15 protein-coding genes are annotated in these 14,734 nt (G+C 28.3%); all 15 read left to right on the forward strand.

What is annotated here, in order from left to right; all coding sequences use genetic code 11:
- Positions 1 to 81: 81 nt before the first annotated feature.
- The 15 genes from CRIB_RS00900 (at position 82) to tpiA (ending at position 14,724) form a co-directional block, all read left to right on the forward strand.
- On the forward strand, positions 82 to 654 hold the full coding sequence (locus tag CRIB_RS00900) for a class I SAM-dependent methyltransferase (RefSeq protein ID WP_180702704.1): 573 nt from the start codon (positions 82 to 84) through the stop codon (positions 652 to 654).
- A gap of 75 nt (positions 655 to 729) precedes the next feature.
- Positions 730 to 870, forward strand: a complete 141-nt coding sequence (locus tag CRIB_RS00905; protein ID WP_180702705.1) for a hypothetical protein — start codon at positions 730 to 732, stop codon at positions 868 to 870.
- A 2-nt stretch (positions 871 to 872) separates the two neighbouring features.
- Positions 873 to 2,642: a sigma-54-dependent Fis family transcriptional regulator gene (locus tag CRIB_RS00910; protein ID WP_180702706.1), complete on the forward strand. Its 1,770-nt coding sequence runs from the start codon at positions 873 to 875 to the stop codon at positions 2,640 to 2,642.
- Between the two features lie 312 nt (positions 2,643 to 2,954).
- Positions 2,955 to 4,259 carry an L-cysteine desulfidase family protein gene (locus CRIB_RS00915; RefSeq protein ID WP_180702707.1) on the forward strand — a complete coding sequence of 435 codons (1,305 nt, stop codon included), beginning with the start codon at positions 2,955 to 2,957 and terminating at the stop codon, positions 4,257 to 4,259.
- 68 nt (positions 4,260 to 4,327) lie between these two features.
- Positions 4,328 to 4,867: a hypoxanthine phosphoribosyltransferase gene (hpt, locus tag CRIB_RS00920; protein ID WP_180702708.1), complete on the forward strand. Its 540-nt coding sequence runs from the start codon at positions 4,328 to 4,330 to the stop codon at positions 4,865 to 4,867.
- A 280-nt stretch (positions 4,868 to 5,147) separates the two neighbouring features.
- Positions 5,148 to 5,549 carry a VOC family protein gene (locus CRIB_RS00925; protein ID WP_330404896.1) on the forward strand — a complete coding sequence of 134 codons (402 nt, stop codon included), beginning with the start codon at positions 5,148 to 5,150 and terminating at the stop codon, positions 5,547 to 5,549.
- Positions 5,550 to 5,630: 81 nt separating this feature from the next.
- Positions 5,631 to 6,236, forward strand: coding sequence for a DUF4397 domain-containing protein (locus tag CRIB_RS00930; protein WP_180702709.1), 606 nt, complete (start codon positions 5,631 to 5,633; stop codon positions 6,234 to 6,236).
- Positions 6,237 to 6,606: 370 nt separating this feature from the next.
- Positions 6,607 to 6,858 (forward strand): small, acid-soluble spore protein, alpha/beta type, encoded by a 252-nt coding sequence (locus tag CRIB_RS00935; protein WP_083334976.1) that lies wholly within the window; start codon positions 6,607 to 6,609, stop codon positions 6,856 to 6,858.
- Positions 6,845 to 7,591, forward strand: coding sequence for a class I SAM-dependent DNA methyltransferase (locus tag CRIB_RS00940; protein ID WP_180702710.1), 747 nt, complete (start codon positions 6,845 to 6,847; stop codon positions 7,589 to 7,591). Before CRIB_RS00935 ends, CRIB_RS00940 begins: the two co-directional genes overlap by 14 nt.
- A 25-nt stretch (positions 7,592 to 7,616) precedes the next feature.
- The gene (gene hslO / locus CRIB_RS00945; RefSeq protein ID WP_180703628.1) at positions 7,617 to 8,492 is read left to right on the forward strand and encodes an Hsp33 family molecular chaperone HslO; all 876 of its coding nucleotides are present in this window, start codon (positions 7,617 to 7,619) and stop codon (positions 8,490 to 8,492) included.
- 416 nt (positions 8,493 to 8,908) lie between these two features.
- Positions 8,909 to 10,255 carry an RNA polymerase factor sigma-54 gene (rpoN, locus tag CRIB_RS00950; RefSeq protein WP_180702711.1) on the forward strand — a complete coding sequence of 449 codons (1,347 nt, stop codon included), beginning with the start codon at positions 8,909 to 8,911 and terminating at the stop codon, positions 10,253 to 10,255.
- Positions 10,256 to 10,400: 145 nt separating this feature from the next.
- Complete coding sequence (locus tag CRIB_RS00955; protein WP_180702712.1) at positions 10,401 to 11,420, forward strand: sugar-binding transcriptional regulator; 1,020 nt, start codon at positions 10,401 to 10,403, stop codon at positions 11,418 to 11,420.
- A gap of 56 nt (positions 11,421 to 11,476) precedes the next feature.
- A complete protein-coding gene (gene gap, locus CRIB_RS00960) occupies positions 11,477 to 12,484 on the forward strand; it encodes a type I glyceraldehyde-3-phosphate dehydrogenase (RefSeq protein ID WP_180702713.1) in 1,008 nt (335 codons plus the stop codon).
- 130 nt (positions 12,485 to 12,614) lie between these two features.
- Complete coding sequence (locus CRIB_RS00965; RefSeq protein ID WP_180702714.1) at positions 12,615 to 13,814, forward strand: phosphoglycerate kinase; 1,200 nt, start codon at positions 12,615 to 12,617, stop codon at positions 13,812 to 13,814.
- Between the two features lie 166 nt (positions 13,815 to 13,980).
- Positions 13,981 to 14,724, forward strand: coding sequence for a triose-phosphate isomerase (tpiA, locus tag CRIB_RS00970; protein ID WP_180702715.1), 744 nt, complete (start codon positions 13,981 to 13,983; stop codon positions 14,722 to 14,724).
- The last annotated feature ends 10 nt before the right edge of the window (positions 14,725 to 14,734 follow it).

The raw sequence follows: 14,734 nt of genomic DNA on the forward strand, positions 1-14,734 counted from the left end.
TTGGAATTTACCTATTGAATAGTTACCTCTAATTTATTATAATCTATTCTATGAAATGATAAAACAAAGAGGGGGAGCACTGTGAAAAGCATACTATATCACGATTATGAGCCCAATTCGGATTTAACAGATACTTCTGATGATATAACCTGTTTTTTAGATAAGATAAAGTATACTATAGGCAACCATATATTACTTGTTGGAGATATAGGAAACTTAGGTAACAGACTAAGAACGCTCGGAGTTTCTGTTACAATATTAGAAGATACTTGTTATGAGGATATATGTTATTCCTTAATACGAAATGTAAATTGTAATGTTGTAAAGGGTAACTTAGAATTTTTACCATTTGAAGATAAATATTTTGACAAAGTAATTATATTAGATCATTTTAATCATACTACTAACTGTGAAAGAGTAATAAGCGAGATAAATAGAGTGTTAAAAGTAGATGGAGAAGTTGTATTAGAGGATTTAAATCTAAAGAACATAAAGGTTAAATTAAAGAATTTGAAGCATAGGCTTTGTGGTGAAAACATAAATTATCACTACCCTAATGAAATCATAGATTTATTTTCAAAGGTTAATATTAAAGGTATCATGAAGGAAATAGAGAACGAAAGATATATTTATATAGGTAAGAGAAATAGATAGTAATAAAGTATATAAAGACTAGGTTTTACCTGGTCTTTTATATTTAAAAATAATAAAATAGGAGAAAATATAGTTATGATAATAAATTATAATTTAGTAATAATAGTTATGCTTTTTATAGTACTTATGTCTATTCAATTTACATTAAATAAGATATATGTTTTATTAAAAGAAATTAAAGAAATACTTAATCTAAAAAAAATTAAGGACAAATAATTATGATAAATCTAAAATATATAAAAGATGAAATACAAAACATAGCAGAAGCGATAGAAGCGGTTTTAGAAATAGATGTAACTATAGTTGATGAGGATTTAGTCAGGGTTGCTGGAACTGGTATATATGTACAAAAAATTGGGAAAAAGGTTAATGAATATTCAGTTTTCAAGAAATCATTAATTGAAAAATCAGCTATATTGATAACTGATCCGAGTTGCGATGAAATATGTAAAGAATGTTACTCAAGATTAGATTGTAAAGAGTTCGCAGAAATGTGTTGCCCAATAGTATGTGAAGGAAAATCATATGGAGTAATAGGTCTTATTGCTTTTGATAACAATCAAGCAGATAGAATAAATAAAAATCATGAAAACCTTATCAACTTTTTGGGGAAAATGGCAGATTTAATTTCTAATAAATTAAAAGCACAGATTAAAGCTTATGAATTAGAGTTAGAAAAGAAAAAGTTAGAAACATTATTAGATAGTATGGATAAGGCAATAGTATCTATTGATGTAAAAGGAAATATAGATAGGTATAATTCAAAATTTAAAGAAATATTTAAATTAAGTAATCCTATATGTAGTGAAAATATTTTTGATATATTAGATTTTATGAGTGCAACACCAATCAATAAATTCGAAAAAGAAAAATCTTATAGCTTTTATTATAAAAAAGAAAGATATACTTTAAGAGGGATATATAATATAAACAAGATAGTATTAAATAATGAACTTAAAGGATATGTTATAGATTTTATAGATAAAAAAGATGCTATAAAAAATTATAATAAAATAAATAAAGAATATAAGATAATGCTTGATAATATAATTGGAGAAAGTCAAATTATAAAAAATACAAAAAGTGAAGCATTGATGGCATCAAAGTCAACTTCTACAGTATTGATAATAGGAGAAAGTGGGACAGGCAAGGAGTTATTTGCAAGAGCTATACATAATCATAGTCAAAGAAGTGAAAATCCTTTTATAGCTGTAAATTGTGCAGCTATACCAGATAATTTACTAGAAAGTGAGCTATTTGGATATGAAGAAGGTGCATTTACTGGTGCTAAAAAGGGTGGAAATTTAGGAAAATTTGAACTAGCAGATAAAGGAACTATTTTCTTAGATGAAATAGGAGATATGAGTCTTCATTTGCAAGCAAAGTTACTTAGAGTTTTACAGGAAAAGGAACTTAATAAAATAGGATCTAATTCAAATAAATTAATAGATGTAAGGGTGATAGCTGCTACAAATAAAAATCTTGAAAGTATGGTAAGTAATGGATTATTTAGAGAAGATTTATTTTATAGGTTAAACGTTATACCTATAAATTTACCTAGCTTAAGAGAACGAAAAGAGGATATCCCTTTATTAATAGATTTTATGGTTCAAGAATACGCTAGAAAACTTAATAAAGATGTAGAGTATGTTGATGAAAGTGTAATTGATACTTTAATAAAATATAGATGGCCAGGCAATATTAGAGAATTACAAAATATAATAGAGTATAGTGTAAACATGTCATCCTCTAATAGAATTACTATGGATTTATTACCGAGTAAAATAAAGCGAAAGACGACAGATCAAGTATATGTAGAAACTGAAGATATAGAAACTTTAGATGAACTAGAAAGAAGAGAAATAATAAAGGCTTTAAATAAATATAAAGGTTATAAAAAGGATAAAGATTTAGTGGCAAAAGCTTTAGGAATATCAAGGGCCACTTTATATAGAAAATTAGATAAATATAATATAATCTCAAAATGATACAGAATATCATTTTGAGATTTTTTTTTATCATTTTGAGATATAAAATATAATTTAATTAATGTATAAAGTTTATTTTTTATATAAAATAAATTTATTAACTGAAAATAATATTAAATTAAAATAAATATATTTTTATGAATCATTTAAATGAGTCTGTAAATCGCTATATTACAATACTAAATTATTAAATCTAGAATGAGTAAATTATTTTTGGATAATTAAAATTTGAAAAAATATATTAAAAATAAAAAGTTGGCATGATTATTGCTTGATATAAATATATCAAAAATATTTTGGAGGGATAAAATTATGAGAAATGTAAAAGAACAATTAGTTAATATATTAAATGCGGAGGTAAAACCAGCATTAGGATGTACTGAGCCAGTTGCTGTGGCACTAGCATGTGCAAAGGCTAAAGAATTATTAGGGGAAGAAATAGTAAATCATTCTGTATTAGTTAGCCCAAATGTATATAAAAATGGAATGTGTGTAGGGATACCAGGAACAGAAAGATTAGGTCTTAAGATATCAGTAGCTTTAGGATTTGTAGGTGGACATTCTGAAAATGGATTAAGAGTATTAGAAACTTTAACGCCAGAAGAAGTTAAACTTGCAGAAGAGTATATGGATAATACTCCTATAGATATATCGCCTGCTAACACTAAGGAAAAGGTTTATATAGAAGTTTCTTTACAAGGAGCTACAAGAACTTCAAAGGTTGCAATAAGAACTAAACATGATAATTTTGTTTACTTAGAAGCTAATGGAGAAGTATTATTAGATGAAGAACAACCAGAAGAAGTAGCAATTACAGTTGAAAATGAAGAGAATATATTAGATACAATAACTATAAAAGAATTAGTTGAAAATGTAGAAGCATTAGATTTTAATGATATAGAATTCTTATTAGAAGGAATAGCTATGAATGAAGAAATAGCTAATTATGGATTAAATCATAAAGTTGGTATCGGTGTTGGATACGGAATAAAGAAATCTATGGAAGAGGGATTACTTGGAGATGATTTATTAAACAATGCGATGATGATAACTGCAGCTGCATCAGATGCTAGAATGGCAGGAATTAAAATGCCAGTTATGAGTTCAAATGGTAGTGGAAATCATGGTATAACAGCGATACTTCCAATAGTTGCTTATAATAAAAAATTCCCACAAACTGATGAAAAATTAGCTAAAGCATTAGCAATATCTCATTTAGTAACAGCTTATGTTAAAAACTATACTGGTAGATTATCTGCAGTATGTGGATGTGGTGTTGCTGCATCAACAGGAGCTACAGCTGGTATAACTTGGTTAATGAGTGGAGATATAAAGAAAATTGAAGGAGCTATGGAACATATAGTAGCTAGCTTAAGTGGTATGATATGTGATGGAGCTAAATCAGGTTGTGCAGTGAAATTAGCATCAGCAGCATCAACTGCAGTACAAAGTGCTATAATTGCAAATCAAAATTGTTTTGTGCCATCTAAAAATGGAATAGTAGGTTCAAGTGTAGAAGAAAGTATACAAAACTTAGGTAGAGTAAGTGATAAAGGAATGACAATTACAGATGAGGTTATAATAAATGTAATGGATGATATGAATAAGGTTAAGTAATTGTCTTGCAAAACTATTTAATCTCCTATAAAATGAATAATATCATCATATTAGTGGAGGGTTAAACTATGAATATAGAAACTAAGAAGTGGGAAGTTTTATGTTCTGAAGAGCAAATAGCATCAAGACTTAAAGAATTAGGAGCTGAAATATCTAAAGACTATGAAGGAAAAAAACTTTTAGTAGTATCTTTATTAAAGGGAAGCTTTATATTCTGTGCAGACTTAGTAAGAAACATAACTGTGCCAGTTAAAATTGAATTTATGACTACTTCAAGTTACGGACATGCAGAACAAAGTACAGGTAATGTAAAAGTAGTATCTGATATTAATTGTGATTTAGAAGGATACGATGTATTAATAGTTGATGATATAACAGATACAGCACTTACAATGCATCATGTTATAAATCATTTAAAATCTAAAAATCCTAACAGTGTAAAATCTTGTGTATTACTTGATAAGCCAAGTAGAAGAAAGGTAGAATTAGTACCTGACTACTGTGGATTTGAAATAGAGGATAAATTTGTTGTAGGATACGGATTAAACTACGGGGACTACTATAGAAATATACCTTATGTATTTAATGTTACAAATGAAGATAGATAAAAAAAGTTGCTCATAATGAGTAACTTTTTTTGTATAAGTAGATAAATGGATATGGCCTAAGTTAATTTTAAGTAAATTATCTAATAAATATGTATAACTTTTAGATAGTGCATAGATGTATAAAACGTAAGTATTATAATATAAGAAAAATATATTTCTTAAAATAAAAAATAATAGATAATTATTAATATTAGCAAATAAAATTGTACACATAATAACATTATAGTCGTGACTATGTGTATAAAATAAATACTGAAAAACTATGAGGAGGATTAAAATAATGATAAAAATGTTACATCATGTGTGTATTCAAACCGATAAATATAAGGAATCATTAGATTTTTATACAAATATATTAGGATTTAAAATAATTCAAGAAAGTAAGAATTTCCATACTAGAGATTATAACACTTGGATAAAATATGGAGAATTTATGATAGAGTTACAAACTGCTAAAGCTAATGATACTTTACATAAATGGAGTTCATCAAACGCAGGACCTGTACATTTAGGTTTTTTAGTTGATGATGTTCAAAAAGAATATGAGAGAATTAAGGAGTTAGGATATACAGAGTTTAAATTAAAAAATGGACAAATTGTATATGAGGTTGAGGGAGAAAAGTTATTTAAAATAAAGGCGCCAGAAGGTACAGAAATAGAAATAAGAGATACAAATATATAGGAAATTTAAATAGTGTCAAAATGGGTAAAGGCTTAATATTATGATAGTAGTATGATATTTTAAATTTAAGGGGGATACAAAGTGAGAAATTTTAATGAAAATTACTCTTTAGTTAGAGCCTTGCATGCAGTAGTAGGTGAAGACGTTGTAGATATATACTTAAATGGAAGTCCATTTTTTTATAATGTTCAATTTACAGATTTTACACCATATGTATATGTTCCAGAAGGAGCATATACGGTAGAAGTTTTTCCTAGGGATCAAAAGGAAAATCCTATTGCTACGGGAAAAATGGAAATTAAACCAGGTGAATTAATGACTATAGCAATTACAGGAGAGTCTGATAAGACAATAGACATATTACCAATCGAAGAAGAAATGGAGATACCAACAGGCAATAAATCTAGAGTAAGATTTATACATCTAGTTCCGAATGGAAAATCGGTAGATATATTATTAGATAAAGAAATGGTTTTAGAAGATGTTGAATATAAAGAAGTAACTCCATATACAGATATAGATCCTAAAACATATCAAGTAGATGTAGTATTAAATGAAAATGGTCAACTAATTAGACAAATAAGAGTTACTATAAATCCAGGAAGAGTATATAGTTTCTATGCATTAGGGAATAAACCTAACTTTCAAATTTTTCAATCCCTTGATGGAGCTACTTTTATGATTTAAATTAAATACAAAAGAGTATCTTATAAACATAAATACAGGATACTCTTTTTATATTTACTTTTTTTATAAAAATATCTCTTATTTTGAAAAAGTTTTTTATATCAACTTATTAATAAATGTATTGTGATAGGTAAATTTAGTTATTGAAAATACTAGATTTTTTTAGGTGATTTTATAGTTAAAAAGCAATATAGTATTTTAAATATATGCAATAGATTAAGAGGTACAACGGATTAATAAAGGTTAAAATTTATAAATTGATAAAATATACCATTAACAGAAGGATATATTTAATGAAGTTGTACCCCTTTAAATATGTGCATAAATTTTATTCATATGATAAAACTAAAAATACAAGAGGTGATTATTTATGGAAAAAGATATTTTAAATAAACCAGGTAAAAAAAGTGCAACAAAGTCTAAAAAAAGTAAGATATTGACAGATAATGATATAATGAAATATGAGATTGCATCTGAGCTTGGACTAATAGACAAAGTTACAGAGCTAGGGTGGGCAGGACTTACTGCTAAAGAAGCTGGAAAAATTGGTGGAATGTTAACATCAAGGAAAAAGCAAAAGAAAAAGGCGGAGGAAGCGAAAAAGGACGATGGAACAGTATAGAGACTTCGCATTCGTATACGATGAACTGATGAATGAAGTTGATTACAACGGATGGGTTAAATATATAGAAGATATAATTGAAAATGAAAATGTTCAAGTGAAAAATATATTAGAACTTGCTTGTGGAACAGGTAATTTAACTATACCTTTAACTAAGAAAAACTATGATATAGCAGGAATAGATATATCGGATGAGATGCTTAGTGTTGCAAGAGAAAAAGCAGAAAAAGAAGGTATTGAATTAGTATTACTTCAGCAAGATATAGCAGAATTAGATTTTGATGTACCAAATTTAGATTGTATATTATGTGCATGTGATGGATTTAATTACTTAACATATGATGATGAATTAGAAAGTGTATTTGAAAAAGCACATGAACTATTAAAAGATGATGGAATATTTATATTTGATATAAGTTCATATTATAAATTGTCTACCATATTAGGAAATAACATGTATGGGGAAAATAGAGAAGATGTTGCATATATGTGGCAAAATTACTTCGATGAAGAAGAAAATATAGTAGAGATGGAATTAGCATTTTTTATAAAAGAAGAAGATGGTAGATTTAAAAGATTTGAAGAAGTACATCAACAAAGAGCTTATACGGAAAAAGAGGTTCTTAAAATGCTTAAAAAATCAGGATTCACAACAGTGAAGACTTATGGAGATTTTACTTTTGAAGATCCAAAAGAAAATAGTGAAAGAATATTCTTTGTATGTAGAAAATAGAATCACTAATGGAGGAATACAATTTATGAAAGATTATGTAATAAGAGCAACAGGTGCAAATGGTCAAATAAGAGCTTTCGTAGGAATAACTACAAATATGGTAGAAGAAGCTAGAAGGCTTCATGAAACTTCAAAAGTTGCAACAGCAGCACTTGGTAGAACATTAACTGCAACTTCTATGATGGGGTTAATGATGAAAAACAAAGGTGATAAATTATCAGTTATAATAAAGGGTGGAGGTCCAATAGGAACTATACTTACTACATCTGATGTAAATGGAACTGTAAAGGGATATGTATCAAATCCAAAAGTTGAAGTACCTGATTATGAAAATGGTAAGTTAAATGTAGCGGCTGCAGTAGGTACTAATGGAGTTGTTAAAGTAATTAAAGATTTAGGTCTTAGAGAACCATATAATGGAGCTTATCCATTAGTAAGTGGAGAAATAGCTGAAGATTTTACACATTACTTTGCAGTATCAGAACAAACACCGTCAGTAGTAGCATTAGGTGTTTTAACAACAGAACAACATGTAGAGTGTGCAGGAGGACTTATAGTTCAACTGATGCCAGATGCAACTGAAGAATCTATAAGCCAATTAGAAAAAAATATTCAAAACTTAAAATCAATAACAACTATGTTATCAGAAGGTAAAACACCAGAAGATATGTTAAATATAGTTTTAGAAGGATTACAACCTAGAATACTAGATAAAATAGATGTTAAGTTTGAATGTGAATGCTGCAAAGATAAGGTTCAAGAAGCACTAGTAGCTATAGGAAAAACTGCTTTATCTCAAATAATAGAAGAAGATAAACAAGCAGAAGTAGGTTGTCAATTCTGTAACTCTAAATATATGTATAATGAAGAAGAATTATTAAATATATTAAAAGATATGTAAGCTTTAAAATATTAAAAATTATATAAATTTAAATAAAATAAAAAACCTTGTACGAAGATTTATTATAAATGGTAACGCATGCTTAGTATAAGGTTTTTTATTTTTTAGTTGCAGATGTATTCGATATATGTCGATGACACATGGTTAAAGTTAAGTGAATTTCTATGCTTAAGTATGTTAGAGTATTTAAAAAAGTGAATAACTTTTGAATGTAAGTAATCTTGATAAACTGGTTTTAAGCGTAAAAAAGATTTTGAAATACTTCGCCCACACAGAGGCTAAAGCAACGGATGTATCCGTATCGGTAGCAAGGATATATCATTGGCGAAATGAAGTATTTCGCCGACACGTCGCTCAAGCGAAGCGAATTTTTATTTAGCTTATATGTAAAAAGAGGAAGGTTATTAGGTGAAGATATGAATTTTAATAATAGTCTAGAATTGACTCAATCTCAGAAGCTTATAATGACTACACAGTTAAAACAATCTTTAAGTATATTAAATATGAGTAAGTTAGAGTTAGAGGAAGAAATAAAAAAGGAATCGGAAGATAATCCATTATTAGAAGTAGAGAAAAATAATGAAATAAATTGGGAAGAATACATAAAAGATATTGGGAATTCACGACCAATTGATAAAAGTGAATTATATTATAATTCAGATAACGATTTAAATTTAGATAATATTATAAAAAATACACCTAATTTATATGAAAATTTACATTTACAAATTAATTTATATAAAATTAACAAAAAAGATAAAGAAATTTGTGATTATATAATAGATAGTTTAGATGACGATGGATATTTAAGAATAGATGAAAAAGAGATAATAAATGAATTTAATATAAATAAAGATAGATTTGAAAACTGTTTAGAAATAATACAACAATTGGAACCTATTGGTGTAGGAGCTAGAAATTTATCAGAGTGTTTGATAATACAAATTAGAAATTTAGGAATTGATAATAAGTTATTAGAGACTATAGTATATAAAGATTTAGATTTAATTGGGAAAAATAAATATAAAGAAATAACTAAAAAATATAATATATCTATGCAAAAATGTATAAATATTATAGATATAATAAAAACATTAGATCCAAAGCCAGGGAGAATATGTTCTGTTGAAAATAGTGTATATGTTCAACCTGATGTTATTGTGGAAAAAATAGAAGATGAATTTGTAGTTTATATAAATGAAAGTGACAATTTGAAAATTAGAATAAGCAATTTCTATGAAGAAATTCTAAAAAATTCAAAGTATGATGAAAGTGCTAAAAATTATATAAAGGAAAAATTAAATTCTGCAACAAGACTAGTTAAAAGTATAGAAAGTAGAAAATCTACAATATTAAAAATAGCTCAAGAAATTGTAAAAAATCAAAAGGATTTTTTTGAAAAGGGAGAGAAGTATATTAAGCCTATGAAAATGAAAGATATTGCACAAAACTTAGATTTTCATGAGTCTACTATTAGCAGAGGTGTTAATGAAAAATACATGATGACTCCATTTGGGCTATATAAATTTAAATATTTCTTTAGTAATGCATTAGAAACTAATGATGACAACTTAACATCTAGTGTTAGTATAAAAAAAATAATACAGGAGATGATAAAGTCTGAAAATAAGAAAAAACCATTAAGTGACGATCAAATATCGAAGATACTCAATGACAGAGGTATTAATGTTGCTAGGAGAACGGTTGCGAAATATAGAGAAGAACTTGGCGTATTATCATCAAGTAAAAGAAAACTGTATTAGAGATAAATATAAGCTATAAAAAAATATGAAAATATTAGAAAAACTATTGAAAAATAAAATTATTTAATATAAAATTAAATTATCTTGTGGGACTAAAATAAATAGTAGGGACAGTATTTGTCCCTTAAGTAATAAGGAGTAATAAATGAAAGACTTATTAAAAATACAACAAAAACTTATTCCGCAAGTGATTGAACTTATGGAAAAAAGATACTCAATACTTAGACAAATATCTTTAAGTGAACCAGTTGGAAGAAGAACTCTATCAAATATACTTGATATAAGTGAAAGAGTTGTTAGATCAGAAACTGAATTTCTTAAAGATCAAGGGCTTATAGATGTTGCAGTATCTGGAATGACCATAACATATGAAGGTATTAAGCTTTTAGATGAACTCAAAGATGTCATAAATGATGTTATGGGATTGTCTACATTACAAGATAAAGTAAAAAATAAATTAGGAATAAAAAAGGTTTTATTAGTATCTGGAAGTTTTGATAGTAATAATAGTTTAATAAAAGATGTAGCAAGGTGTGGAGCAGAATATTTCCTAAGTGTTTTAAAAGATGGAGATATAGTATCCATAACAGGTGGAAGCACTATGTTGGAATTTGCAAATAGCATAAAAACTGATAAAAGATACAATGATGTAACGGTTGTTCCTGCAAGAGGGAGTATGGGGACAGACGTAGAAATTCAATCTAACAACATTGTAGCTATAACTAGTAAAAAGTTACATTCAAATTATAAATTACTAAATATACCGGATGAACTAGGTGAAGAAGCAATGAAAACACTTAGTCAAGAACCTGAAATAAAAAATACCTTAGATTATATACAAAAAACAAATGTATTAGTGTTTGCAATAGGTAAAGCAAGTGAAATGACAAAAAGAAGAAAACTGCCAGAAGATAAGGTTGATGAAATTATATCAAAAGGTGCAGTTGGAGAAGCTTTTGGTCATTACTTTAACGAAAAGGGAGAAATAGTTTATAAATTAAATACTGCTGGTATTGATTTGGAAACTTTTAAAAATGTTGAAGAAAGTATTGCTATATTTGCAGGTAAAAGAAAAGCAAATGCCTTAATTGCATTATCTAATGTAAATAAAAATATAGTTCTTGTTACTGATGAAGAAAGTGCAAAGGCTATATTAGAACAATAAATGTCAATCACTAGCAATGCTAGTAAAATATATTATACATATTAGGAGGAAGTAAAATGGTTAAAGTTGCTATAAATGGTTTTGGGAGAATAGGAAGATTAGCTTTAAGAAAGTTAATGGAGCAAACAGATAAATTTGAAGTTGTTGCTATAAATGATTTAACAGACGCTAAGACTTTAGCTCACTTATTCAAGTATGATTCTGCTCAAGGAAGATTTAATGGGGAAATAGAAGTTAAAGAAGGAGCTTTCGTAGTTAATGGGCAAGAAATAAAAGTTACTGCTGAAAGAAATCCAGCTGACTTACCATGGGCTGAATTAGGAGTAGATATAGTATTAGAATGTACTGGATTCTTCACTTCTCAAGAGAAGGCTGGACTTCACTTACAAGCTGGAGCTAAGAAAGTAGTTATATCTGCACCAGCTACAGGAGATTTAAAAACTGTAGTATTCAATGTAAACCATGATGTATTAGATGGTAGTGAAACAGTTATATCAGGAGCTTCTTGTACAACTAACTGTTTAGCGCCAATGGCTAAAACATTAAATGATGTATTTGGATTACAAAAAGGATTCATGACTACAATACATGCATACACTAATGACCAAAATACATTAGATGCACCTCATGGAAAAGGTGACTTAAGAAGAGCTAGAGCTGCTGCTTCTAACATAGTTCCTAACACTACAGGGGCTGCAAAAGCTATAGGTTTAGTTATACCTGAATTAAAAGGTAAATTAGACGGAGGAGCTCAAAGAGTTCCAGTTATAACTGGTTCTTTAACTGAATTAGTTTGTACATTAGATAAGAAAGTTACTGTAGAAGAAATAAACGCTGCTATGAAAGCTGCTTCTAATGAATCATTCGGATATACTGAAGAGCCATTAGTTTCTTCTGACATAGTAGGTATGAACTTTGGTTCATTATTCGATGCAACTCAAACAAGAGTTATGGAAGTAAATGGAGAGCAATTAGTTAAGGTTGTTTCATGGTATGATAATGAAATGTCTTATACAGCTCAATTAATAAGAACATTAGGATACTTCGCTAACTTAGCTAAGTAATTTCATATAAGTCCGAGTTTGTAGCGCTTTGCTACAAATTACGGACTTTTTTAAGAAAGAGTAGATATATTAAATAAAAAGTATTATGAATTTTTACCATTAGGGTTTCTTTTTGAGAGGAGAGATAACGATGTCAATGCTTAATAAAAAAACAATAGAAGATATAAATGTAAACGGAAAAAAAGTTTTAGTAAGATGTGATTTCAACGTTCCATTAAAAGACGGTGTTATAACAGATGAAAATAGATTAAATGGAGCACTTCCAACTATAAAATATTTAATAGAAAATGGAGCGAAAGTTATATTATGCTCTCACTTAGGAAAACCAAAAGGGGAAGCTAAACCAGAATTATCTTTAGCACCAGTTGCAAAAAGATTATCTGAAATGTTAAACAAAGAAGTAGTATTTGCTGCAGATGATAATGTTGTTGGGGAAAATGCAAAAGCAGCAATAGAAAAGATGGAAAATGGAGATGTAGTTTTACTACAAAACACAAGATATAGAAAAGAAGAAACTAAAAATGAAGAAAACTTCTCTAAAGAATTAGCTTCACTTGCTGATGTATATGTAAATGATGCATTCGGAACAGCTCATAGAGCACACTGTTCAACAGTTGGTGCAGGGCAATTCTTAGAAGAAAGAGCTTGTGGATACTTAATACAAAAAGAATTAAAGTTCTTAGGTGAAGCAGTTGAAAATCCTGTTAGACCTTTTACAGCAATATTAGGGGGAGCAAAGGTATCGGACAAAATAGCTGTTATAGAACAATTATTAGAAAAAGTAGATAACCTAATAATAGGTGGAGGAATGGCATATACATTCTTAAAAGCTCAAGGATATGAAATAGGAACTTCTTTAGTTGAAGAAGAAAAAGTAGAATATGCTAAAGAAATGATGGAAAAAGCAAAAGCTAAAGGTGTTAAATTATTATTACCAATAGATAATGCTGTTGCTGATAAATTCGCTGATGTTGAACCTGTTATAACAGAAGATGCTAACATACCTCAAGGATTTATGGGACTAGATATAGGACCTAAAACAATAGAAGAATATGTGAACACTGTAAACGCTTCTAAAACAATAGTATGGAATGGACCAATGGGCGTATTTGAATTTGAAAACTTCGCAAATGGTACATTAGCTGTTGCTAAAGCTATGGCAGCTTTAACTGATGCTACTACTGTAATAGGTGGTGGAGATAGTGCTGCTGCTGTAAATCAATTAGGATTTGGAGATAAGATGACTCATGTATCAACTGGTGGTGGAGCATCTTTAGAATTCTTAGAAGGTAAAGAATTACCAGGTATAGTAGCTTTAGATAACAAATAAATTTGTAAATTACTATAAAGTACTTTAAAGTACAATATGTTTATATAAATTTGACCACAGTTTAGTTTTACTTTAAGTAAAGCTACCTTAAAAATAAAATAATTAAATCCAGAGAAATTTGATTATCAAATTTCTCTAAGATTTAATTTTAAGTGGGAGGAAGATAATGAGAAAACCAATAATAGCAGGTAACTGGAAAATGCACAAAACTATAGCAGAGGCTTTAGAATTTGTGAACGATGTTAAAGATAAAGTGAATAATGATAATGTAGAAGCTGTTATATGTGCACCTTTCACATTATTAAAAGACCTAAAAGAAGCTACAAAAGGAACTAATATAAAAATAGGTGCACAAAATATGCACTTTGAAGAAAAAGGTGCTTTCACAGGTGAAATCTCACCGCTTATGTTAAAAGAATTAGATATGGACTATGTAGTAATAGGACATTCTGAAAGAAGACAATACTTTAATGAAACTAATGAAACTGTAAATAAAAAAGTTTTAAAAGCATTAGAAGTTGGAATAGATCCAATATTATGTGTTGGAGAAACTTTAGAAGAAAGAGAAGCAGGAAACACTAAAGATGTTTGTAAAGTTCAAGTTGAAAAAGCTTTAGAAAATGTATCTAAGGAAGATTTAGCTAAGGTTGTTATAGCTTACGAACCAGTATGGGCTATAGGAACTGGAAAAACTGCAACATCTGAAGATGCTAACGATGTTATAGCTTACATAAGAGAAGTTGTAGCTAATCTTTACAAAGAATTAGCAAATGAAGTTAGAATTCAATACGGAGGAAGTGTGAAACCTTCAAACGTAGCTGAAATAATGAATCAAAGTGATATAGACGGAGCTTTAGTAGGTGGAGCTAGTTTAGAAGCTAATGATTATGTAAAGCTTGTTAATTTCTAAGGAGATACAT

The sequence above is a fragment of the Romboutsia ilealis genome, assembly GCF_900015215.1.
In the GTDB taxonomy this organism is placed as follows: domain Bacteria; phylum Bacillota; class Clostridia; order Peptostreptococcales; family Peptostreptococcaceae; genus Romboutsia; species Romboutsia ilealis.